Source organism: Oribacterium sinus (assembly GCF_014202695.1).
In the GTDB taxonomy this organism is placed as follows: Bacteria; Bacillota; Clostridia; order Lachnospirales; family Lachnospiraceae; genus Oribacterium; species Oribacterium sinus.
In genome coordinates, this window is the sequence record NZ_JACHHH010000005.1 from 1 (window position 1) to 23,385 (window position 23,385).

Genomic DNA, 23,385 nt, shown 5'->3' on the forward strand with positions numbered 1-23,385 from the left:
CGTTTGAAACATTACTGAAAATTCTTCAAGAATCTTCAGGGTCTGTGTATTATTCGATCTTTGATTTTCAAGGTTCAGTTTTGCAAAAAGTTTTCTGGTTCACCTTGGCTAAAGCCTTGATTTTCCTTGCTTTCTTTCTGCTTTTTGCTGTCTTGTTTTTTGCGACAGCTTGTGTATATTAACACTTGAACTTAAGCTTGTCAACAAAAATTGTAGATTTATTTTGAAAAAGATTTTTATATTTTTTAAGATACAAGATATGCTAAGTTATCTTCCACATTTTGTAGTTTACTTTTCCCTTGCTTATATAATGATAGATTTCTTTTTACCGAAGTATATAATGGACATACAATTACGGAAAAGGAGTACACAAGATGGAATTTCCAAGAGAATTCTTTTTGGACGAGGTTAGAGAAGATTTTTTTATTCCCGCCATGATGAAACGGGCTTGGGCAGCGGAGTTGGAAATCTTAGTTGAAATTGATAGAATTTGCGAAAAGTATAAGCTTCGTTATTTTATTGATTATGGGAATCTATTGGGTGCCATCCGCCACAAAGGCTTTATTCCCTGGGATGATGACATTGACATTATGATGATGCGAAAGGATTATGAAATCTTCGCAGAAGTGGCTAATGCGGAACTCCCTAAAGAATTAGTTTTCCGTTCCCCGGAAGATGACAGCGGAAACTACGAGCTTTTTAGTTCCGTTCAGCATAGAGCTATGCTGATTTCCACTGATGCAATCGGGAAATATCACAACTATCTTTATGGTGCCGGTGTTGATATTTTCCCTTATGACTACTTAGCAAAAGATCCGAATACGGAAAAGCAACGGGAGGATATTTTAAAATCCTTATGTATCCTGGCTTCTTTTCCTTCTATAGAAGGAGAGAATCATGCGGTTCTGCAGGAAGAAGCAAAGAAGGTAAAAAAGCATTACGGGATAGACCTTTCCCATTCATCTGACTATCGAAAAACTGTTCTTAATCTTTTAAATGACTGCTTTACGGAATTTAATCAAGAGGGCGGCACTAAAATCGCCTACTTATTGGATTTGGTACTTTATAAAGAACAGGGTAAGGGGATTTTTGAAGAACAATGGTACAGCGAACAAAGCTATTTGGATTTTGAATTTCTCGCTCTCCCTGTTCCAAAGGATTACAGGAAAGTGATTTCCGAAAAATATGATCATTATGAGCAAATTAAAAAAGCCGGAGGTGCACACGACTATCCTTTATACCGAAAAATGGAAGCAGCCTACAGGGATGGAATCGGGGAGAAGCTTTTCTACGAGTATTCTATCAATAAAAATGATTTAAAGAAGAGAACAAATGACTTATCTATATTTAAAGAAGAAACTAAGTCAAAATCCCAAAAGCCGCGCCTGTTTTTTCTTCCTTCCCTTTATTCTCGCTGGGATTCTATGAAAGGACTTTTTTTAGAGGCGAATAAAGATGACACTGTAGATTGTTTCCTTATGCCCCTTCCTTATTATTACAAAGATGGGCTGGGAGGATGTTCTCCGGTACAATGGGATTATGCTTTATATGAAGATGAGTTGGGAAAAGATAATCCTTCTCTTCTGGATTTTAGAACTGTTGATTTACAAGAGATTGCCCCGGATCTTATTTTCATAAACGATCCCTGTGATGAATATAACTTAAGCTTTATGATTGATCCGGGCTTTTTTAGCAAAAAGCTGAAGTCTTGCACGGAACAGTTGATTTATATTCCTTGGTTTGTTACTTCCGAAATTGATTTAGAGGATAAGGAAGACGGAAAAGCCATCGTGAATGCGGAAAATTATGCGGTTATGCCGGCGCTGGTACATTCCGATTATGTGATTTTACAATCCGAAGGAATTGCAAAGCTGTATCAAAGCCTTTTAGAAAAAGAAAGCGGGACAGAATTTGCAAAATACTGGAAAGAAAAGCTTCTTCCCTTCGGAAATCCGTTGTTCGATAAGGACAAAGGTAAAGAAAAATATGCTTCTAAAGCCCTATGGGAAAAGTTGAAAGCATTTCACTAGACATAAAGCCGGAGGCTACGCCGGCAATACTCGTTAAAACCGGATATCATGGGCTTCGTCCGAAACATTTCCGAACATATTCAAAAGACCGACCAAGGCAACACTGCCCCACGGTCGGTCTTTTTTAGACATTAAGTCCTTTATTATATATACTTCAATTTTTAATCTGAAAATTTTTCCTTGTATAACTAGCCTGCAATCTCTCTGGCCACAAAGATTCCCGATGCAGAAGCATGGGAAAGGGAGTGGGTCACACCGGAACCGTCTCCAATTACATAGAGTCCCTTTACGCAGGATTCCAAATGCTCATCCAGGGCCACTTCCATGTTGTAGAACTTAACCTCTACCCCATAAAGAAGGGTATCTTCATTGGCTGTACCGGGAGCAATCTTATCCAGGGCATAAATCATTTCCATAATGCCGTCTAAAATTCTCTTTGGAAGCACCAGACTCAAATCTCCGGGGGTTGCCTGAAGAGTAGGCTGTACCAGTCCCTCCTCGATTCTCTTATGATTACTTCTTCTTCCTCGCACCAAATCACCGAAACGTTGAACGATTACACCGCCTCCCAACATATTGGAAAGTCGGGCAATACTTTCACCGTATCCGTTACTGTCCTTAAAGGGCTCGGAAAAATGCTTAGCCACCAAAAGAGCGAAGTTGGTATTTTCCGTATGCTGTTCTTCTCCCTCGTAGCTGTGTCCGTTTACGGTAACAATGCCGTTGGTATTTTCATTAACCACGATACCGTTGGGATTCATACAGAAGGTACGTACATTATCCTCAAAAAGTTCTGTACGATAAACAATCTTACTTTCATAAAGCTCATCGGTTAGATGGGAGAAGATTACGGCAGGAAGCTCCACGCGAACGCCAATGTCTACACGGTTGGACTTGGTGGGAATGCTCATGTCCTTGCAAACCGTTTCCATCCACTTACTTCCGGAACGACCTACAGAGATAATGCATTTATCCGCATAAAAATCTTCTTTCCTGGTATGGAGATGGAAGCCGTCTTTCTCCAGCTTTTCCACCTTTTCCACCGGACAATCAAAATGGAATTCCACCTGTTCCTTAAGCTTGGCATAAAGATTTTCCAATACCACGTAGTTGATGTCTGTTCCAAGGTGGCGAACGGAAGCATCCAGAAGCTTTAAACGATTTTGCATGCAAAGCTTCTTAAATTTTGTTCCTGCGGTGGAGAAAAGTCTTGTTCCCTCTCCTCCGTTTTCCATATTGATTTCATCTACATACCGCATCAGAGAAAGAGCTTCCTCTTTTCCGATATATTCGTAAAGTGTTCCCCCAAAATCATTGGTAATATTGTATTTTCCGTCGGAGAAGGCCCCGGCTCCTCCAAAGCCGCTCATAATGGAACAGCTTTTACAGGAAATACAGCTTTTAATCTTCTTTCCGTCAATAGGACAATGTCTCTTTTCCAAGCTATGTCCCGCTTCCAAAACCACCACGGAAAGCTTACTGTTTTTTTTCATCAGCTCGTAAGCCGCGTAAATTCCTCCCGGTCCTGCACCAACAATCGCTACATCATATTTCTTCATCCAAGCCTCCTGTAACTCCCTTACTACCGCAAAGGACTAGACCCCGCTTTTTTGAAAAAAAGCATTTTACGACTTAGTATAGCATAAATTTCTCCTCTTTAAAGTATTTAAAATATACAGAGGAGTTGAAAATACTTTCCTATCTTTATTTCTGTTTTAATGCTTGGAAATAAGGGCAATCTGAGCCCGTCGGTACTTGCTGAAAGCGAAGCTTGAAGCTTAGTACCGCTACGTGGCGAGGTTAGCGAGAGCGTGCCCGCATTTCCAATGCATTAAAAACAGAAAAGGAACAGGAGTTTCTCTCCCATCCCTTTTCCTCTGTATATTATAAAACTATGATTTTGTTGCATTCCATGTCATGACATAAATCGTAAACCATTCCGGTCTGTAGCTCTACCACCTTGGGTCTTGTGGGATAACGCTTGTTGTTCTCTACCACCTTGGCCATCTGTCCCGTGGATAGCTCCACAATGGTATCTACCGGATAAAGGATAACGCTTTCAATAAAACTTTGAATGATAGCGTTGTCCAACTCGGAGCCCATAGCCAAGACCATTTCCATAGCTTCTCTTCCGGTAATCGGTCCTTTGTAGGGGCGCTTGGTTACCAGTGCATCAAATACATCCGCAACGGAAATAATTCTGGAAAACAGGGAAATCTGGCTGCTGCCCAAGTTGTCCGGATAGCCCATGCCGTTCATCTTCTCGTGATGATGCAGTACACCATCCAAAATAATGGGAGAAAAGCTGTTTTTTTCCTTCAGGATTTCATAGCCGTAAAGACTATGATCTTGAATAACTCTGAATTCATCATCCGTAAGCTTTCCCGGCTTATTTAAGATTTCATTGGGAATTCTGGCTTTGCCCACATCGTGCAGTAGCCCGGCAATCCCCAGCTGATGAAGCTCTTCCTTTGGCAGTCCGTATTCTCTTCCAATCATCATGGAAATGGCCGCCACGTCCACACTGTGCTTAAAGGTGTACTCATCACTGATTTTAATGAGGTTCACGTCAATCGCCACCGCATCATTTTTAAAAATTGCTGACTCCAGCTCTCCGAAAATATCTAAAGAGTTGGTAGCAAAGTCCTTATCCTCCGTGTGGTCGAAGATATGGTTCATTCTTTCTTCCAGCTGTTTCTTCATTTCCACGGAAAGCTGAATTTTAGCACGATCCGGTTTTCTATGCTGGCGAATAATCTGCTTGGTTTTCTCCGGAATTTTGATGTCTTTATCATCTCGTACCCGGTAAATATAGATTCCCGGCAGCTTTTTTTCTTTGATATAACGAACCTGATAGGCATCCAGATAAACGCCGTTTTCAATCATGGCTCTTCCACGAATGTCTTTTACCGACTCACCCAGCTGCATGCCAATCTGTATATCATCTCTTCGTACAAATAGCTTTTCTTCCATTCCTTCCTTTCCTTCTCTGACCATCTATAGCCGAACACACTTTTCCCTTTTCGACCTTTCCCTATATTTCTATCTTATGCAAAGGAGAATACAAAATGCCTCCTTCTAACACAAAAGCGGTTACTTCGAATTTCGTCAAAGTAGCCGCTTTTTATAAGATTTTCTATGGATTTCAGAAAGAATTAATAATGCTTATTAAATTATTCTATGGAAGTAAAAGCATCCATATTCCGGATTCTTGAAAAGCTGTTTTTCAGCTTTATTATAGGTCATCCTCAATCGCTGTACTCTTGGCATAGGCTGTGGAACGAGCCTCAAAGAAGTCCGTCTTTACCATGTTGGCATCCGCATACTGGGATACCCATTTCATGGATTCCGGCTCCTTCTCATAGCCCTCATAAAGGTTGGGCAAGCCCAGAGAACGATAACGAAGGTTTCCTAAATAGCGGATGTAATCCTCCACCATTTTCCCGTTAAGACCCGGAATGGAGTCTCCGATTACATACTGTCCCCAGGCGATTTCCTGCTCCACACCCTTCTTCACCATCTCGGTAATTTCCGCAATATGAGCCTCGTCAAATAGCTCCGGTTCTTCCTTTTTTAACTCCAAAAGCATATTTCTGAAAAGCCAAAGGTGAGTATTTTCATCTCGGTTAATGTAACGAATTTCCTGTACGGAACCGGGCATCTTTCCGTTTCTTCCTAAGTTATAGAAGAACATAAAGCCGGAATAGAAGTAGATTCCCTCCAAAATAAAATTTGCAATACAAACTCTTAAGAAGCTGTCCTTATTCTGCTTTTCCACAAACTCATTGTAGAGATTTCCGATAAACTCATTTCTCCGTAAGAGATGCTCATCCGTCTTCCATTGGTAGAGAATGTCGTTTCTTTCCGTAGGATTACAAATGGTATCCAGCATATAACTGTAGCTTTGGCTGTGGATACACTCCTGGAAGGTCTGGATGGAAAGGCAAAGGTTCACCTCATTTGCCGTAACATACTGGGAAATGTTAGGCAGGTTTGCGGATTGCAAAGAATCCAAATAGACCAGAAAGCTCAGTATTTTATCATAGGCTCTTCTTTCCGCCTCGGAAAGCTTGGGATAATCACTCTTGTCCTGATTTAAGTTAATCTCCTCAGGTACCCAGAAGTTGTTCATGGCCTGACGATACCAATCCGACACCCACTCATATCTCATGTTGTTAAAGTCATTGATATTGGTCGTATTAAAGTTAATCATTCTACGATTACGAACATCAATATCCCCTTCCGGGTTAAATAAGGGCTTACGCTTAATCTCTTCCATACTCTATTTCCTTTCCTACTGCATTGAAGCAGTAGAGTAATCCATTCTTTTTGTTATCCTTCAAGAGCCAAAACTCTATCTTCTTTAGATAAATGCCTCCATGCATAAGGGGGGGTGACGCCTCATCTGTATATGCCGTGATAAGGCCATTGCGAGGCTTCCGTTAGGAGCCCCATGCTAGCAACGAGTGCGGTGCGTGTCTGAGCGAAGCGAGTTCGCAAGGAGCACGAGTGCATCGGCGCATGGGGCGAGTAGGAAACGCAGCAGGCCTTAAGCGGCATATACAGGGGAGGCGATTAATCCATTATGCGGAGCAGGACTCACAATCCTCCGGATCCAACGCCTTGGACCTTACATAGTAAATGGTCTTTACCCCGCATTCCCATGCCAGAGTATAAAGGTTTAAAAGCTCACTCATCTTGTACTCATTGGTAATCCAGAAGTTAAAACTTTGAGCCTGGTCAATATGTCTTTGACGAAGTCCCGCCGCCCGTACGGACCAGGTCTGATCCATCTGGTGGGCAGACTTATAGTACCAATAGGTATCCATAGAAAGCTCCGGTGCTACTCTGGGCAGAATTGCCCCCTTCTTCTCTTCTAAGAAGAAGCGATTCATAATGGGGTCTAAGCCGGCAGAGGTTCCGATCAAGATAGAGGTGGAGCTGGTGGGGGCAGTAGCCAAAATCCAGGCATTGCGGATGCCCTCATGAACTTCCCGCTTTAAGCTCTCCCAACGGGGACTGTTATAATTTCTTCTGCTAAAGTATTCTCCGGACTCCCATTCAGAGCCTGCAAAAGCACTGTAGGCACCTCTTTCCTTAGCCAATTCACTGCTGGCCTTAATCGCCGCATAGTTAATATTTTCAAAAACCTTATCCACAAAGTCCAGATGTTCCTGAGACTCCCAGGCAATATGATGCTTTGCCAGCATGTGGTGATAACCGGAAACTCCTAGACCGATGGCTCTGTAACGCTTGTTGGTAATCTCCGCCTCTGCCACCGGATAGAAATTTAAGTCAATAACATTGTCCAAAGCCCGGACAACGGTTTTGGTGATTCTCTCAAGCTCCGGCTGATTTTCCACCGGAATATTGCCAAGACAGAGGGAAGCCAGATTACAAACCACAAAGTCCCCCGGCTTAACGGTGCTGACAATCACTTCATCCCCGTCCTTGGTCACTACCTTCCGCTCGCAAATCTCCGCTTCCTTCATGTTCTGGGCGATTTCCGTACAAAGGTTGGAGCAGTAGATAATTCCCTTATGCTTGTTGGGATTCATCCGATTCACGGTATCTCTGTAGAAAGCAAAGGGAGTTCCGGTTTCCACAGCGGATTTCAGAATCAAACGCACCAAATCCTTTAAGACATAGACTCTTTTGCTGATGCGATTATCCCGTACGCAGTCCTCATAGCGAGTTTCCCACTCTTCTCCGTAGAAGTCCTCCAGGCAATAGCCCTTTACCAGGAAAATGTCGTGGGGATCCATTAAGTACCATTCCTGGTTTAAGTCTTCCTTCACCTTTTTCCAGAAAAGGTCAGGATAACATACTGCAGGGAAAACATCATGGGCCTTCATTCTGTCATCCCCGTTATTGGTCTTTAACTGTAAGAACTCCGGCAAATCCTTGTGCCAGGCATCCAAATACACCGCTACCGCACCCTGACGCATACCCAGCTGATCCACAGCCACAGCTGTATCATTTACCACACGAATCCAACGAATAACGCCGCCGCTGGCACCCTCAAAGCCACGAATCTTTCCGCCTCTGGAACGCACTTTTCCGAAATACATCCCCATGCCGCCGCCGTATTTGGAAACATCCGCAAACTTGGAAATGCTCTGATAAATACCGTCCAAAGAATCCGGTACCGTATCAATAAAGCAGGAGCTTAGCTGGTGATAGGGCTTTCTGGCATTGGACTGGGTAGGGGTGGCCATAGTCACCTGATGAAGGCTCATCATATCGTAGAACTCCTTTACATACTGTAAACGGTTCTCCGTTTCCTTCATGGCAAGGTGCATGGAGATGCCCAAATACATTTCCTGGGGACTCTCCAGTACCACATGCTGATGATCCCGAATCAGGTAACGAGACAGAAGAAGGTCAAGTCCTGAATAACCGAAAAGGTCGTTTCTGCTCTGGTCGATAAACTTGGCAAGTTCTTCCACCTCTTCCTTGGAATAGTGCTCTAAAATATAAGCGCCGTAAAGTCCCTGCTCTGTAAGATAAACCAACTTATCGTAAAAGCTGTGGAGATTTCTGCTCTCCTCCGCCTTCTTTAATTCCTTATGGAAATGATAGGAACGAAGTCTTCCTGCAATTCTTTCCCAGCCCGGTTCCTCCTGGGTGGTAAGCTCTGCCGCCGCTCTGGTGAGGAGAGCCAAACGCTTGCTAAGCTCCTGTTCTCCCTTACTTAAGGACAGATACTTTGCAGAAAGTCTTGCCAAATCATAATCCGGAAAATCCTTTTGACAACGGCGAAGTACATCATCAATCTCATTATCTCCGATTTCCTCTTTGATTCGCTGGCGAAGATGTCTTAAAAGAGTTCTCTTCTCTCTGTACAGGATATAGGCTCTGGCTACCTTGTAATCCCCGTTATGCATCAGGGCTTCTTCTACAGCATTTTGAATTTCCTCTACGGAAACTCTATGCTTCTCTGCCAGGCTCTCCTCTACCTTTCCCAAAAGAAAATGCAGTTTTTCCTGCTCTACAGAAATCCCCTCGGAGAGAAAGGCCTTTTCCATCGCTCTTTCAATCTTCTCTCCCTGATAGTCCTCTTCCAAAAGGCCTCTTTTAATAATTGTTTGCATAGCACCCATCTTTCTCTACTACCGTATCGGCTCTATTTTTTCGCATAAAAAAAGGCTTTAAGCCACTTTTTCTTGGAAAAACCTTGCCCCTTCAATTTTCTAACAAAACACAAATTCTTGTGTCGTAATAGACATGCCAACACAATATAGCAAGAAATCCTTCCTCTAGCAAGAGCTTTTTCGGAATCTTTAGAATTGATTTTCCCCAATGAAAAAGTGGGTAGAAATAAAGCCCTCCTCCCCTTTTTTAAAAAGATAGGTCCGTAGCAGGGACACGCTCTCGCTAAGTTCGCCCGGCGGGTTGCTTCTAAGCTTTTCAAAAACAAAAGCTTAGAACCCATGGGCTCAGATTATCCCTTGCTACGGACCTATCTTTTAAAAATCCGTGTCTCTATTTTCTAAACATTAAAATTCATTTATCCGATAATCTCTCTTTCATTGGCCAAGAGAATCTTTCCGCTTTGGCATGCCGGGCAAATGCAAGTGTCCTCTCCTTTGGCCTTAGCTTCCTTTGCGGCTGCGGCAGTATTCTTCGCTCCCTCTTCTCCGAAAAACGCTTTTCCCGCTTCACTTTCCGCAAAGGCAATCAAATCGTCAATGCCGATAATATCCTCCTTGATTTCCTGAATCAAAGCCTTTGCCTTTTCCTGTTCATGCTCCGTTCCGAAGGCCTCCAAATACGCCTGGGCTGCAGCCTTCCCCTCCGGGCACAGGCTGTACGCCTCTAAGAATCTCTCCACTTCCTGCTTTAACGCCTCTCTTGTCATATTATCCTCCTAGTCCAAATCAGTTTGATAAAGTTATATCACCCGCATTATATCACTTCTCCAGCTTCTTCATAAACAGTTCTTTATTTTCCTTAGGACTCTCTTTGGGCCTTCCCAAGTTCTCCCGAGAGTGCATAGCGCAACGGACCTCCAGAAATATTGGCCCTTCTTCCTTGGCGCTTTCCAAAAGAACTCTTTCTAAGTTCTTTTGATTTCTTACCAGATAGGATTTATTGTATCCGCAGGCCTTTGCCACACTGCCATAATCAACGTTTGGAGAAACGGTGGGCTGACCTCCTACAGTTTCATGGGCTTCATTATTTAAAAGGATATGTAAAATATTTTTTTGTCCCGAAGCTCCAAGAACTGCCATAGCCCCCATGTGCATCAGAAGAGCGCCGTCTCCGTCCAGACAAACTACTCTTTCGTTCTCCTTTTCCAATGCAATTCCTAAAGCTATAGAACTGGCATGTCCCATAGATCCTACGGTAAGAAAGTCTCTGCTATGATCCTCCCCCCGTTCTTCCCGAATCTCATATAGCTCTCTGCTGGCTTTTCCGGTAGTGGAAACAATGGGAGAATCTTCGGTATAGTCTACGATGCAGCGGATAGCATCTTCTCTGGAAAAGTTATAAGCATTGCTATAGTGATAGCCATGCTCCTTTTCCAAGGCTCCCTTCTTTACCACAATGGCGGCCTGTCTGCCCTTTTGAAACTCTTTTGCAAAGCCCTCTAAAGCATTTTTTAAATCTTCCTCCTTACTCTCCTTCTCCAAAACAAAGTAGGGAATCTGTAATAGCTTTAGAAAATCCAGTGTGATTTCTCCCTGAAAAAGATGCTGGGGCTCATCCTTCACCCCGGGCTCTCCTCTGTATCCGATCACAAGGAGAAGGGGGATTCCATAGACTCTTTCCGAAGCCAAAGACACTAAGGGATTCATGGCATTGCCCTCTCCGCTGTTTTGGAGATAAACCATGGGAACTTTTCCGCTAGCCAGATGATATCCTGCTGCAAGCGCTACCGCATTGCCTTCATTGGCTACAATATGGTGTTGCTTCCCTGTACCGTATTTTTCCATTAATTCATCACAGAGAGCCTTTAATTGGGAGTCCGGAACTCCGGTAAAAAAATCCGATGGGCACAGTTCTAAAAATCTCTCAACCTTCATGGGGCCTCCTTGCTATACTAAGCTGTCATTTATTGTTATAATTCTATCATAAACTTTCTTTGCTTTTCTGGCTATTGCTTTTTTACTTTCCTCCTAAAATCTCCTTATACAAAAGTCGTATATCCTCTTCTCTTAAAGCAATGGAGTGATTGGAGAGTCTTTCCGGATTTACAGCTGACACCAAATTCTCCAAGTCTCCCGCCTTTACCGAAAGAGTGGGAATAATCTCCAAGTCCTCCAAAATTTCCCGATAACGCTTTGCCCCTTCTTCCTCCTTTTCTGCCAAGAAACACTTTGCCAAAAACAGCAGGTTTTCCGGATGTATCATACGACTTTTTTCCCTACACATAAAAGGATAAAGCGCACGGTTTACCATGGCGGTGGCCAATCCGTGGGGAAGCTGATAGATGCTCCCCAATTTATAGGATAGGGCGTGACCGGCTGTGGTTTTTGTCACCGCAATAGCCTTCCCCGCAAGATTGGCAGCTTCAGCAATAGACTCCAAAACCGACTGCGATGGGTCTTCCGCTGAAGAAGCTTTTCCTTGAACTTTCGCGTCATTTTTATTTTCCAAAGAAAGATAGACTTTATAATTCGTTAAAATCAAAGAAATAGCCTTTTGTCCATAAGCTCTACTGTCTTCGTTACTGTATTTTGACCAAATTGCCTCCATGGCATGACTAAGAGCATCCAAGAGGGTAGCCTTCTTCTGATAAATCGGTAAGCTCCTTAGACTTCTTGCATCCTCTATACGATACTTCGGGTAAATACTCTCATGCTCCACGGAACATTTTTCTCCATCTTGATAAATGACCGCAAAGGGAGTGCTTTCCGAACCGGTTCCCGCCGTGGTGGGATGTACCACTAGGGGAATATCATTCTCTCGATATTTCTGCTCAAGATAGGACTTTTCCTTGGATAAGCCGGTAAAAAGCTTAATGCACTTAGCCGTATCCAAGGCGGAGCCGCCCCCCACCGCTAAAATCACATCTCCTTGAAAATCGGAAAAAGCATTAATCCCCTCTTCTACCTCCTCCAATCGGGGATTGGGCCGGAAATCGGAAAAATGATAAAAAGAAATTCCAAGCTCCGAAAAAAGCTCTTGTAATTCTTCCCCAATGGGAAGCTTGGGAAAGGAGCTTCCTGCCACCAGAAAGATTCTTCGGAAGGAATGTTCTTGAAAAAAGCTTTTCAACTCTTCCTTTAGATTTTTCTTTCCCAGTACAATTTGATTCTCTATTTCTTCTCTGGTCATAAGTTCTTTACTCCTTTGCCTCATCCCTTACAAGTACAAAATTATATACGCTTCCTATGGGCACTGATAAAAAACAAGATTTTATAAGCTTCCCATGGGACACTTGTAAAAAAACAAGACTTTGTATGTCCCCAAGGGATACTCATTAAGAATTATAATAAAAAAGATGCCAAGATTATCTCTATAGCATCTCCTTAATATCGCATCTAGTCTTCTTCCGGAATTAAACGGATAATGTCCTGGAAGGGCATCAGCATACTGTCACATTCCTCCGCTCTTTCCTTTTCCAAAATCAAGGTGGCCGCCTTCTGAATCGCCGGCACGGTAGCCCGCATCAGTTGGTTGGCGTAAATCACCACATTGACTCCTCTTCGCTTAAATTCCTCTTCCTTCACACTGTTAAAGCTGGTGGGTACCACAACGATATAGCAATCTTTCTCTTTTTCTCGGAAACGCTCCACAAAAGTAAAAATCTCAGTGGGATCCTTCTTTCTGCTATGAATCATTATAGCATCCGCCCCTGCCTTTCGGAAAGCAAAAGCTCTCTCCAAAGCATCCTCCATGCCCTTTTCCAGAATCAAACTTTCGATTCTGGCGCAAATCATAAAGTCCTTGGTTCTTTGGGCATTCTTACCTGCACGGATTTTCTCGGAAAAGGCCTCAATACTATCCTGTGTCTGCTCCACCTCTGTCCCGAAGAGAGAATTTTTCTTCAATCCCGTCTTATCCTCTATAATCACCATAGATACCCCAAGACGTTCCAGGCTTCGCACGGTATACACAAAGTGCTCCTTGATTCCCCCGGTGTCTCCGTCAAAAATAATGGGTTTCGTGGTGACCTCGGTAATATCCTCAATGGTTCTGAAACGGGAACTCATATCCACCAATTCGATATCCGGCTTTCCCTTGGCAGTAGAATCACAAAGAGAACTGACCCACATAGCGTCAAACTGATGAGCTCCTCCCTCCTTATAGACCTTGGTCTGCTCTACAATCAAACCGGTAAGACCGTCATGAGCCTCCATGGCGGTAACCAGACCCTTTAATTCCAGCTCCTTTTTCAGTCTGCCTCTTCTTACGTCCGGCATGGAAAGCTCCGCCTTGGTTCTTTTTTCCAGCTCCGCGTACTTTTCTTCTCTATGGTAGGGAAGTTCAATCAGCTTTCCTCCATAGCTTGCCAAAACACTGCAAACCTCTTCCCGAATGGGCTTTTGGAAGCCTGTTTTCCAGTTATCTCCATGAAGCACATAATCCGGCTTATATTTTTCCAGATTTTCCTTATAGGAAAGACTACTTTGTTCCACCACCTGATAGACTCCGGAAATATTTTCGAACATAGCCTTTCTCTCGGAAAAAGGCACTAAAGGATAACGCTTGTATGATGCAATCACTTCATCCTTAAGCACCCCTACAATTACTCTTCCCAAACGCTTTGCCTTCTTGATAAGAGCCAAATGTCCATTATGCAAAATATCCGTGGAAAAGCAGATATATACCGTACGCTTTTTGATTTCCGACAAAATATTGGAAACCACTGCCAAATCATCCGGATTATCCACCTCCTGACATAGCTTATTTCCCACATCATAGAAATTTAAGGAAAGCTTCTCTAAGACAGTATTTAAAGCCTCCTCCGCATACAGTTTTCTCTTCGCCTCATCTTCGGATTCACAAAACTCCACAATGGCGGAAAGCCATTTTCCAAAGTCTTCTTTTTCAAATTTATATAAGGGCTGGGCAGCAAAAGCCTGTTCAAAATAGGAAATTCCTATCTTTTGGATTCGGTCATTCTCCACCACCGCCTTAAAATCCTTTTCCGGAAGCTCTTTCGTCTTACTTCCCGCCATCAAAGAACCTTCGGTTTCACAAAAGGAGAAAAACACATCGTTTTCCACCACCAAATCTCCGTGCATAAGCAAAATATCCGTATCTTCCAGATATTTTTTCGCCAGATACATGGAATAAATGTAATTGGTGTTTTCATAATTGGGATTCCGCACAAAGGTATAGCTTAGAGGCAGTCCAAGACTTTCCACATAGTGAATCAGCTTCTCCTCAAAGGGACCCGTAGTAATAATCACCTCGGAAATTCCCTGTTCCGCCACCTGTCGCAGCTGTCTACTGATAATGGTTTCCATGCTGGCAATTTCCGTCATGCATTTCGGGTGAGTCTTGGTCAGATCCCCCATACGGCTGCCCTTGCCGGAATTTAATATTAAGGCCTTCATCCTTATCTCCTTTTCCTATTCCTTTTCCAAATTTCCGCTTTCCTTTAGGATATGGCCTACTTTTGCAAATCTTCCTTTTTCATTAAAAATCTCCGAAAAGCAGCAATCACTGCCCTGTTTCCTTTTTCTTCCTCTTCTCCAAAAAGACAGGAACCGGCTCCGGAAATCTTTGTCGTCATCTTCTTTCTGATTACAGAGTTTGTAAATGCGGAAATCTTCGCTAAGTACGCCTTTTTCATCTCCTCAGATTGAACAATGCTTAAATCCGCATGGAAAAGTCCCGGAACAGTAACGTAATACCGCATATTTTCGAATGCTTTTCCGTCTTCCTCCTCCTTTGGATTGATCTCATCCGTTATGAAGCTTGGAATATATACCAGCTTATTGGTAAAATTCTTAAGGTTCTTACTGTAAAAGAACGGATCCACGGAAAATACCTGATTAAACTCATCAAAGGGAGAGAGCATCACGATACAATCCGGTCTTTCCATCGTAAAGTCAAAGTCTTTATAATTCACTATAGGATAGAGTTTTTGAAATTCTTCTCCTTCATAATGCATCTCATCCAATGCTCCGCCACCCAGGCGATCAAAATAAGGGATAGGCATAAGTTTACATTCCACATCCTCCATCTCTCCCAAAGCTTCATAGAGGAATTGGAAGCTCTTTAATTGTTCAAATCGACTGGGTAAAAAGAGAACTACCCGCTTAAAATCCTTTTCTAAAGCCAACTTTACTTTTTTCAAATACGAAGCGGGCTTTTGTACGATATTTTGTAAGTCCTTCCATAGAGCTGCGGGAAAATTCCCTGCCGGTCCCTTCTTTTCTCCGGATTGTTCCTGTAAGGGCAGTGCTTCTTCTAACGCTTTATAGGAATGGAAAAGTGCTTCACAGTATTTCTCCAAGTAAGCTACTGTTTCACTTCCTTCTCCCTTCTTAGCCTCCACGGCATTTCCGAAGGCAATGGCCTCTTCCTGGATCTGCCCCATAAGCTGTAAGCAAGCTGAAAAATCCCCTGCCATAAAGCATTCAAAAATTCTTTTATTCTTTAATACCAGATAATCCAAGGTCTCCAAAGCCATATCCCGGAAATTGGGGATTTTCTTATGCTCTAAATCCTCCTCGGAAAAACGGTATTCAAAAGTCCATTTATCTTCCGGTAATTCGCTCTTTAACTCGTCAATATAATGCTGAAAATAGGGATAACCATGTCCGCCTCCCGCCTTTACCGTCTTATGATAATCTCCGTACTTCGCTTTCAGAACACTGTCATAATCCTTGGGTGCCGGAATCTTTGTATTACAAAAGGGAAGCCAAACCGTCTCCTTAAATGCGGCCTTGGGGAAACAAGCCTTTGCATGCAACATTCTAAAGGGCATGCAGGCCAACATTTCTCCTCCCTCCCCATTAAATTCCTGAAATACCTGATTCATCAGGGCATAGAATTGGCCCTCCAAAGAATGATTCCTGTCAAACTTTATTTTTAACAAATCCTCTATGGCTTCCAATTCTTTCTGAAAGATCTTGGTATTTTCCTTTTTATCCATGATTCCCTTGGTCATTGTGGCCAGCATGGAGAGAAGCTCCATGCGATAGGCCTCATCCTCAGGATCTTTCGCCAACTCATCCACCACGAAAATATCCACACTGGCAGGATAGGGAAACTCATGATACTTCTTCATAACATCTTCATTGAATTTTATTTCCGGTAAACCGACTGCGGAAATAAAGCTGCAGGAATCCCTATTGACTTCCACAGCCATAAACTTTAATTCTTTTGGCAGGCCTTTTTTTACCACCTTTACAAAGCGTTCAAAATCATCCCGCAACATCATAATATCCAGATCATCATCCCAGGCAATAAAATTGTTTTCTCTTACTGCACCAAGCAGGGTTCCGAAATCCGCATAATATCGTATTTTGTGTTTTCTGCAAATTTTATCAATAACAGCCAAAATTTCCAAACTGGCTGCCCAGGCCCTCTTCACAATTCCGGGAATATAAAATCCGTTCCGTACCTCATCATAAAAAAACTCTCTTGGAAATTCCATTTTCCACCCCTTTATCTATTCCTTTAGATTTCTGATTTTTTTTACTTTTCCTGTCTTACTCTTCGGCGTTTGTCCTCAGTTTTATAAGTTTGTTAAAAAAGCGAGAACAATCCCTTATCTTTTCATGATGGCTTCGGTTCAGAATTGAAAAATCAGTATTCTATGCTTTATTCCTCCATACAAGCCAAAACCTGCTTTGCCAGCTCCTCTGCCTGTCCCAGTAAGCAGGAACCTGCTGCCACAATTTTCTTCTCCCACTGTTCTCTGCTTTCCTCTCCTGCAAATGCTGAGAGTTTTTCGATATATGTTTTCCGGATCTCTTCCGACTGTACAAAGCTATGGTCTGCATGAGCAAGTCCCGGCTGGCAAGCGTAATAATCCATGATTACCACAGCCTTCTCATCTTCCTCTGCTCCCCAAATGATTTCATCGGTTACAAACCAGGGGATATAGAAAAGATTCTTGGTATATTTCTTCATATTTTCACTATAGAAGAAGGGATCTATGCTGTATACCATGTTGCAGGAGTCATAGGGACTGTTCATCACGATACAATCCGGGAGTACAGTATCAAAAGCAAAGCTTTTATAATCCACATAGGAATATTCCTTAGGGAAAGCTTCCGTATCGATAAATTCTTCGGAAAACTCTCCACTACCTTTTCTGGTAAAATAGGGAATGGGCATCAAAAGAACTTCCCAATCTTCTTGCTCCTGCATCTTCTTGTAAAATCCCTCTATAGAAGGAAAATTCTTCGCCTTATCCAAAAGAATCAGCATAGTTTTTTTCCATTCCTTGCTTAAAGCGGTCTCGCACTCCCGGCGAATTTCTCCAAGCTTCTTGATTTCTTCCTCCGGAGAATTCCCCTGCTTAGCCTTTTCATAAGCATGGAATACGGCCTCACAGTATTGGGACAGAAGCTTTACACTTTCCGTACCTTCTCCAAGGCGTTGTTCTATGGTATTCCCGATGGCTAAAGCCGTGTCCTGCCCGTTGGCCAGGGACTCCTGCAAAAAGCTGTAATCATTTTTTCTTGCCACCATGGCCTCTTCCTGAAGTCCCAAAGCCCGAAGAAGAGAAAATACCATATCTCTGACATTTTCTTGCTTCTCATGCTGCAAGTCTTCCTTTTTAAAACGGTAGCGGAAATGCCATTTATCTTCTCCCCCAACCAAGGCAATAAAGTCCTTTTCATATTTGCTGAAGCAGGGATAGCCATGAGAACCTCCGGATTTACTGGGCTTTTCATAGTCTCCGTATTCGATTCTTAGCATCTTGTCCACATTTTTCGGCGCAGGAAATTCAATTCCCTCAAATTGAATCGTGGATAAAGGAAACACATCTTCTTGGGGATAATTCAGATGAGAGGCCTGAAGAATCTGCGGAATCCAAGCATATAAATCTTTTCTTCCCTTATCACCTTCATACTCTTTACATATCCTGTTCAGTAAACGATAGATTTGCGGCTCCAACTTCTCCTTACGATTAAAGTGAACCTTCAGATTGGTTTCCACCAGCCGCATGGATTTTTCGAAATTCTTCCCTGAACGTTCATTATTAAGAACCTTCAGCATCAGTTGTCCCAGAATAACGAGTTCGGACTCTCTTACATTTTCCAGTTCCTGATCTTTTGCTATAGAGTCATTTATGCAAATGTCTATAGACACCAAAAATGGAAACTCATGATAGCGACTTAAGCGATTCTCATCCAAACTCACCTCATGAAAGCCGAGGCAACCGATAATAAAGGCATAGTCCTTACTCTTTTCCACACAGTTAAAATACAGCTCGGGAGGAATCTCCTCCTCCACAACCTCTCTGAAACGATTAAAATCCTCTCTGTTCATGGAAATATCAATATCATCGTCCCAGGGAATAAATCCCCCGTTTCGTTTTGCTCCCAGCAGGGTTCCATAATCTATATAATAGGGAATATCGTACTTTTTACAGATTCTGTCCAGCTCCAATAAAATTTCCAGGGAAGCCGCCCAACAGCGCTTCATAATGCCCGGTACATAATAACCGTTTCTTACCTCATCTTCAAAAAAATCTCTCCTAAACTCCATCTGCTCTCCTTTATGCTTCTACTAAATAGAATTTTCCTCGTCTACTATCGACAAAAATAGCTTTGCAATAATGGGCATTACCCCTAAATTCTCTTTCTTGCTTGTTCTTTCCAGGCTTTCCAAAGAAATACATTTCTTTCTTAACAGACCTTCGCCCCCGGCTTTATCTTCCTGTGAAAATACATTTTCTTTCCAATAAGAGAGATATTCTTCTACGGTCTCTTCCTTTTGAAATATACTGTAGTCACAGTGTGCAATTCCCGGCAAAGGAATATAATATCGTTGATTATAATAAGCCTTGTCTTCCCCCTCCTTCGGTACAGCTACTTGGAAATCGGGAAGATAAAGCAAATGAGGCGTAAAGGCCTTGATTTTCTTACTGTCATAAAAGGGGTCCAGAGAAAAAACAGGGTTCACATGATCAAAGGCCGTAGGGCTTACGATAATATCAGCCTGCAAGCTCTGTAAATTCAAACTTTCATACTCTAAAACGGAATACTTCTTTCGAAAGCTCTCCCCCTCATATAAGCGTTCTTTCAGCTCTCCCTTGACATTTTTAAATCCATAGGGCACCGGCAGGAGATATAGTTCCAGTTCTCCCGTTTTCTCCAAAACCCGAAAACTTTCCGCCAAGGTATTTTCAAAACGCTCATAGGAATACGCCAAAAAGAGAACTCGCGGCTTCCAATCCTTCAAAAACTGCGTTTTAGACTCACACAAAACTCTTTGCACCAAAGGAAGCTTTTTCTTTAAATCGGGAATCCTTTCATTTTCCAAATCCTCATAGACTTGAAAAAGCAAGGCGCAAAACTCTTCCAAGAGCTTTACAGAGGAAAATTCCCCTCTGGTTTCAATGGCATTTCCTATGGCAAGAGCTTCTTCCTGACTGTTTTTACATAGCTCCTGCAGCTCCTCTTTATGAATTGCCTTTTGCCCTAGCTCTTCCCAGAGCTTTTCCAGTTTTGCATAGCTTTCGATAATAAGATTTCTTAGATTTTTTCTGGGGGATTCTTCCAAATCCTCCTTGGAAAACGAATATAAAAAGGGATTCTGCTCTCCCAGACTATTCTGAAAATTTGCTTCCGACTTTCGGTAAAAAGGATATTGATGTCCTCCCAAATTTTGTTTAGGAATTCTATAATCACCGTACTCCGCTTCCAGTACTTTTTCCTGCTCTGAAGGAACTGAAAATTCTTGTCCGTAAAGAGCAATCCTTTTTTCCTCTTTCCCTTGATACCAGCTTCTCTTCATTTTCCCTTTTCCATGCAAGGCATAGTCCGGCCCCCATGCGATGCACTCTGTATCCCTATCTCCCAAACAGCGATACAGACTGTCCATTGCAAAATAAATCTCTCCTAAAAAGCTGCTTCCTCCCTTAGGAAAAAGCTTGGGAACTTCTCCTCCTTCCCTCTTTAAAAAGGCTTCTATTTCCTCTGAAATAGCCATAATCTCCTTGTTCCACTTTTTGTGTAGCTGACTATAGCGCTTATCCTTTTCCTCTTCCACCGATTTCAAAAGAGAGGAAAGCTGATGAAACAAATGCTTTCTCTTCTCCTCAGTCTTATCCTCTAAAACATCCTCCAAAATGCATATATCCATTCCGGCATAAAAGGGAAACTGGTAAAAATAAGCCTGCTTCCCCGGATTGAAACCGGGCTCTTTCATCCCGATGGCAGCCATGGAGCTGGCGGTTTCTCTATCTTTTCCTACATAATAAAAGCCGATTTCCTCCGGCAGCTCTTCCTCAATGCAAGCCGCTAATCGTCTAAAATCCTTTCTGTACATGGAAATATCCAGATCATCGTCCCAGGGAATAAATCCTTTATGACGAACTGCGCCAAGAAGGGAGCCATAATCCAGGAAATAAGGGATAGCGTTCTTTTTACAAAATGCATCAAAAAAAGAAAGAAGCTGTAACTCCGCTGCCCAGGCTCGCTTCATAAGGCCCGGAACATAAAATCCCTCTATCACTTCATCTAAAAAAAACTCATTTTGAAATTCCAATTTTTCCCTCCCGACAAGATACTCCCTCTGAAAAGATGCCGTATCTCACAAGATGCCATATCTCACAAGTTGCTCTATCTCACAAGTTGCTCTATCTCACAAGTTGCTCTATCTCACAAGTTGCTCTAAGCCCTTCGGTGACCCGTGGTTTACTTATAAAGAACAAAAGGAGCGGCTGCTTTTACGCATCGCTCCAAAGATTTCCTTTCATTTTTCCTGCATCATGCTACTGAAGAGCATCATCATTTTCCTTCCTTGGCGGCTTTTCGAAAAGCCCTACTCATCCTTTTTTCTTTTTCTGGCATGCTCAAAAATCAGTCGGAACACATGGTTTCGTACCTCCGACTCCTCTCCGGAGCTCATTCGGAGGAAACGAAGGCCATAGCCGTAGGTTCCTCTATCATTGGTCTTTACCCAGACCACCACCAGCTTTAATTCTCTATCCATCTTGTCAAAGCGGTAGCGGAAATGAACAATATCATCTTCCTTCAAGGCTTCCCGGGTCTCCATAAAGATTCCCCCTGCACTTAAATTCCGGATAATCCCGAAAAAATGTACCTCTTCGTCCCCTTCTCCTTCTTTTACAAAGGGAAGCTCCATAGCTACGGATACTCGTACATCGTTTTGCCGCTGGACTACCCGAAGCACTTCCTTCACATCACAGACTCCCATCCAGGGGTAGGGGCTGTCCGGAAAAGCAGGATTTCTTTTCATTACCACTTCAGATAGGGTAACAATCATTCCCTGCTGCTTATCGTAAAAATCTATTTCTGAAACAAAACGACTATCCTGAAATTTATAGCCCTTAAAATAAAGGAAGATTTCCTCTCCCTGTAGTTCCACATCCACCGGAAGATTTCTATCCTCCTCCGGCCAATGGACCATGCCTCTATTGCAATCTCGTAATACCATCATTCTACTCCCTTAAATGAACAGCATTTGATCAATCCGAAATTTCCCCGATACGGGATGGCATCATCATCTGCATTTGTAATAGAGAAACTAAGCTTTGAAAGCTCTTTTTATCCAGTGTTACCGTGCCATTGTCCGCTCCGTCTCCCGCTGCAGCTTCTCTGCCGGAATTCAAAAGTGCATTGCTAAGAATTGACTGAAGTACTCCGGAGAAAAGCACATTTTGACCTCCGGATAATCCCAGGCCGGAAAAAAGATTGTTGGAAGAACCGGTTAAAGCTCCCAAGCCCCCTGTAGACAGCAGGCTGTTAGCGGAAACACTGCTTAAAGAGTTTCCGTAGCTGCTTGTGCTGCTGCCCTGTCCGAAATAATTGCTTTTTACATTGTACGCGGAATCTCCAAGATCAGCCATAATTTTCTTTACATAGTTCTGCGTCTCTTTATAGGGAGGCACTCCATTGTATTTTTTCACCGCGCCGGGTCCTGCATTGTAGGCAGCCAAAGCTAAAGGTACGGAACCGAAGCTTTTGATATTATCTCGTAACAGCTTCGCTCCTCCCATAATATTTTCATAGGGATCGAAAACATTCTTTACTCCCAGACTCTTGGCCGTGCCCGGCATGAGCTGCATAATTCCTGAAGCGCCTGCATGAGAAACATCGTTAGGATTAAAGTTTGACTCCGCCTTGGCAACCGCAATCAAAAGAGATTTGGATACGCCGTAGGTTCTGCTGGCTTCTTCAAAAATGGCATCATATTTAGCCGCACCTGCAGGCACGGACTTTTGCTTCTGCACATTTTGCATTACGGAGGCGAAAGAAGTTCCTGTGGTACCTTGTGTTTTTGTATTCAGTGCAGACTGTGCCTGCACAGCATTCTGATTCTGAATGCCATTTAAGATTGAAATTCCATTTGCCATCTAAATCTTTACCCTTTTCCTGTAAAATATATGGTGAAACGTCATTTGTTCCAGTTCTATTTGCACTATCTTTTCTTTTATCGGCAAGATGGGAGGGTTTTATAAATCTTTACAAAGAATTAATGTAACGTGAAGCAGGAGTAGGACTCCTTTTCAGGGAGATGATACATACTACGTAACGCAGAGAGAAGTACTCCTTTCCAGGAAGGAGGGTTGTACGCAACGCAGAGAGGAGCACTCCTTTCCAGGAAGATGATACATACTACGTAACGCAGAGAGAAGTACTCCTTTCCAGGCACGCTCTCGCTAAGCTCGGCTCGTAGCGGTACTAAGCACTAAGAAAAGCACTTAGTGCAAGTACCGACGGCCTCACATTGCCTTTAAAGGAGTACTTCTCCTGCGTTACTGTATATCGGTATACCCCCAAAAAAGAGCGATTAAATAGCTTTGCTTACAAGCATCTACGTCACACATTCCTTTAAAAGGAGTACTGCTCTTGCTTTACTGCATTTCGGTATACCCCCAAGAAAGAATGATTAAATGGCTTTGCTTACAAGCATCTACATCACACATTCCTTTAAAAGGAATACTGCTCTTGCTTTACGGTATGTCGGTATGCCGGTAAGAAAAGAAGTCGTCCTTCCCCTTGCCGGTTTCCCCAAACCTTTTTTGCAAAAATTCCTCCTTCCTCCAAAGCCTGAAGATTTTTCAATAAAAAAAGAGCTGTAAATAATCAAAACAAGGCAATTTTCGGCAATATAGGTCTGAATGCGGGGTAGTCTGAGCCCATCAGTACTTACTGAAAGCGAGCAAAGCGAAGCTTGAAGTTAGTACTGCTATGTGGCGAGGCTAGCGGGAGCGTGCCCCGTTTCAGACCTGTATTGCTTAGAA

Annotated in this window: 15 protein-coding genes; 2 read left to right on the forward strand and 13 right to left on the reverse strand. The window is 42.8% G+C overall.

Features of this window, described 5'->3' with window-relative positions; genetic code table 11:
- Together HNQ46_RS11975 and HNQ46_RS05515 are read left to right on the forward strand one after the other, a co-directional pair.
- Window positions 1–182 (forward strand): hypothetical protein (locus HNQ46_RS11975; RefSeq protein ID WP_207719990.1); only part of this gene is annotated, 182 nt, incomplete at its 5' end.
- A 192-nt stretch (window positions 183–374) separates the two neighbouring features.
- Window positions 375–2,030: a LicD family protein gene (locus HNQ46_RS05515; RefSeq protein ID WP_183683708.1), complete on the forward strand. Its 1,656-nt coding sequence runs from the start codon at window positions 375–377 to the stop codon at window positions 2,028–2,030.
- 188 nt (window positions 2,031–2,218) lie between these two features.
- Here HNQ46_RS05515 and HNQ46_RS05520 read toward each other — a convergent pair whose 3' ends face one another.
- From HNQ46_RS05520 to HNQ46_RS12175, 13 genes are all read right to left on the reverse strand, one after another.
- On the reverse strand, window positions 2,219–3,589 hold the full coding sequence (locus HNQ46_RS05520) for an NAD(P)/FAD-dependent oxidoreductase (protein WP_183683710.1): 1,371 nt from the start codon (window positions 3,587–3,589) through the stop codon (window positions 2,219–2,221).
- Between the two features lie 325 nt (window positions 3,590–3,914).
- Window positions 3,915–5,003 (reverse strand): HD-GYP domain-containing protein, encoded by a 1,089-nt coding sequence (locus HNQ46_RS05525; RefSeq protein WP_183683712.1) that lies wholly within the window; start codon window positions 5,001–5,003, stop codon window positions 3,915–3,917.
- 262 nt (window positions 5,004–5,265) lie between these two features.
- Window positions 5,266–6,309, reverse strand: a complete 1,044-nt coding sequence (locus tag HNQ46_RS05530; protein ID WP_183683714.1) for a ribonucleotide-diphosphate reductase subunit beta — start codon at window positions 6,307–6,309, stop codon at window positions 5,266–5,268.
- 304 nt (window positions 6,310–6,613) lie between these two features.
- Window positions 6,614–9,124 carry a ribonucleoside-diphosphate reductase subunit alpha gene (locus HNQ46_RS05535; protein ID WP_183683716.1) on the reverse strand — a complete coding sequence of 837 codons (2,511 nt, stop codon included), beginning with the start codon at window positions 9,122–9,124 and terminating at the stop codon, window positions 6,614–6,616.
- Between the two features lie 416 nt (window positions 9,125–9,540).
- Window positions 9,541–9,891, reverse strand: coding sequence for a hypothetical protein (locus tag HNQ46_RS05540; protein ID WP_183683717.1), 351 nt, complete (start codon window positions 9,889–9,891; stop codon window positions 9,541–9,543).
- 52 nt (window positions 9,892–9,943) lie between these two features.
- Window positions 9,944–11,059, reverse strand: coding sequence for a phosphonopyruvate decarboxylase (aepY, locus tag HNQ46_RS05545; protein WP_183683719.1), 1,116 nt, complete (start codon window positions 11,057–11,059; stop codon window positions 9,944–9,946).
- Between the two features lie 82 nt (window positions 11,060–11,141).
- Window positions 11,142–12,314: a phosphonoacetaldehyde reductase gene (locus HNQ46_RS05550; RefSeq protein WP_183683721.1), complete on the reverse strand. Its 1,173-nt coding sequence runs from the start codon at window positions 12,312–12,314 to the stop codon at window positions 11,142–11,144.
- Window positions 12,315–12,520: 206 nt separating this feature from the next.
- Window positions 12,521–14,542: a phosphoenolpyruvate mutase gene (aepX, locus tag HNQ46_RS05555; protein ID WP_183683723.1), complete on the reverse strand. Its 2,022-nt coding sequence runs from the start codon at window positions 14,540–14,542 to the stop codon at window positions 12,521–12,523.
- Between the two features lie 56 nt (window positions 14,543–14,598).
- Window positions 14,599–16,593, reverse strand: a complete 1,995-nt coding sequence (locus HNQ46_RS05560) for a LicD family protein (RefSeq protein WP_183683725.1) — start codon at window positions 16,591–16,593, stop codon at window positions 14,599–14,601.
- 167 nt (window positions 16,594–16,760) lie between these two features.
- Window positions 16,761–18,659 (reverse strand): LicD family protein, encoded by a 1,899-nt coding sequence (locus HNQ46_RS05565; protein WP_183683727.1) that lies wholly within the window; start codon window positions 18,657–18,659, stop codon window positions 16,761–16,763.
- 21 nt (window positions 18,660–18,680) lie between these two features.
- The gene (locus tag HNQ46_RS05570; protein WP_207719991.1) at window positions 18,681–20,663 is read right to left on the reverse strand and encodes a LicD family protein; all 1,983 of its coding nucleotides are present in this window, start codon (window positions 20,661–20,663) and stop codon (window positions 18,681–18,683) included.
- Window positions 20,664–20,939: 276 nt separating this feature from the next.
- Complete coding sequence (locus HNQ46_RS05575) at window positions 20,940–21,578, reverse strand: PilZ domain-containing protein (protein ID WP_243155858.1); 639 nt, start codon at window positions 21,576–21,578, stop codon at window positions 20,940–20,942.
- 28 nt (window positions 21,579–21,606) lie between these two features.
- Entirely contained in the window at window positions 21,607–22,494 is an 888-nt protein-coding gene (locus tag HNQ46_RS12175; RefSeq protein ID WP_183683729.1) for a lytic transglycosylase domain-containing protein, read from the reverse strand.
- Window positions 22,495–23,385: the final 891 nt, after the last annotated feature.

Excerpts from the sequence above, each read along its gene's own strand:
- HNQ46_RS05515 (WP_183683708.1), top strand. The coding sequence starts at position 375 with ATGGAATTTCCAAGAGAATTCTTTTTGGACGAGGTTAGAGAAGATTTT.
- HNQ46_RS05520 (WP_183683710.1), bottom strand. The coding sequence starts at position 3,589 with ATGAAGAAATATGATGTAGCGATTGTTGGTGCAGGACCGGGAGGAATT.
- HNQ46_RS05525 (WP_183683712.1), bottom strand. The coding sequence starts at position 5,003 with ATGGAAGAAAAGCTATTTGTACGAAGAGATGATATACAGATTGGCATG.
- HNQ46_RS05530 (WP_183683714.1), bottom strand. The coding sequence starts at position 6,309 with ATGGAAGAGATTAAGCGTAAGCCCTTATTTAACCCGGAAGGGGATATT.
- HNQ46_RS05535 (WP_183683716.1), bottom strand. The coding sequence starts at position 9,124 with ATGCAAACAATTATTAAAAGAGGCCTTTTGGAAGAGGACTATCAGGGA.
- HNQ46_RS05540 (WP_183683717.1), bottom strand. The coding sequence starts at position 9,891 with ATGACAAGAGAGGCGTTAAAGCAGGAAGTGGAGAGATTCTTAGAGGCG.
- aepY (WP_183683719.1), bottom strand. The coding sequence starts at position 11,059 with ATGAAGGTTGAGAGATTTTTAGAACTGTGCCCATCGGATTTTTTTACC.
- HNQ46_RS05550 (WP_183683721.1), bottom strand. The coding sequence starts at position 12,314 with ATGACCAGAGAAGAAATAGAGAATCAAATTGTACTGGGAAAGAAAAAT.
- aepX (WP_183683723.1), bottom strand. The coding sequence starts at position 14,542 with ATGAAGGCCTTAATATTAAATTCCGGCAAGGGCAGCCGTATGGGGGAT.
- HNQ46_RS05560 (WP_183683725.1), bottom strand. The coding sequence starts at position 16,593 with ATGGAATTTCCAAGAGAGTTTTTTTATGATGAGGTACGGAACGGATTT.
- HNQ46_RS05565 (WP_183683727.1), bottom strand. The coding sequence starts at position 18,659 with ATGGAGTTTAGGAGAGATTTTTTTGAAGATGAGGTAAGAAACGGTTAT.
- HNQ46_RS05575 (WP_243155858.1), bottom strand. The coding sequence starts at position 21,578 with ATGATGGTATTACGAGATTGCAATAGAGGCATGGTCCATTGGCCGGAG.
- HNQ46_RS12175 (WP_183683729.1), bottom strand. The coding sequence starts at position 22,494 with ATGGCAAATGGAATTTCAATCTTAAATGGCATTCAGAATCAGAATGCT.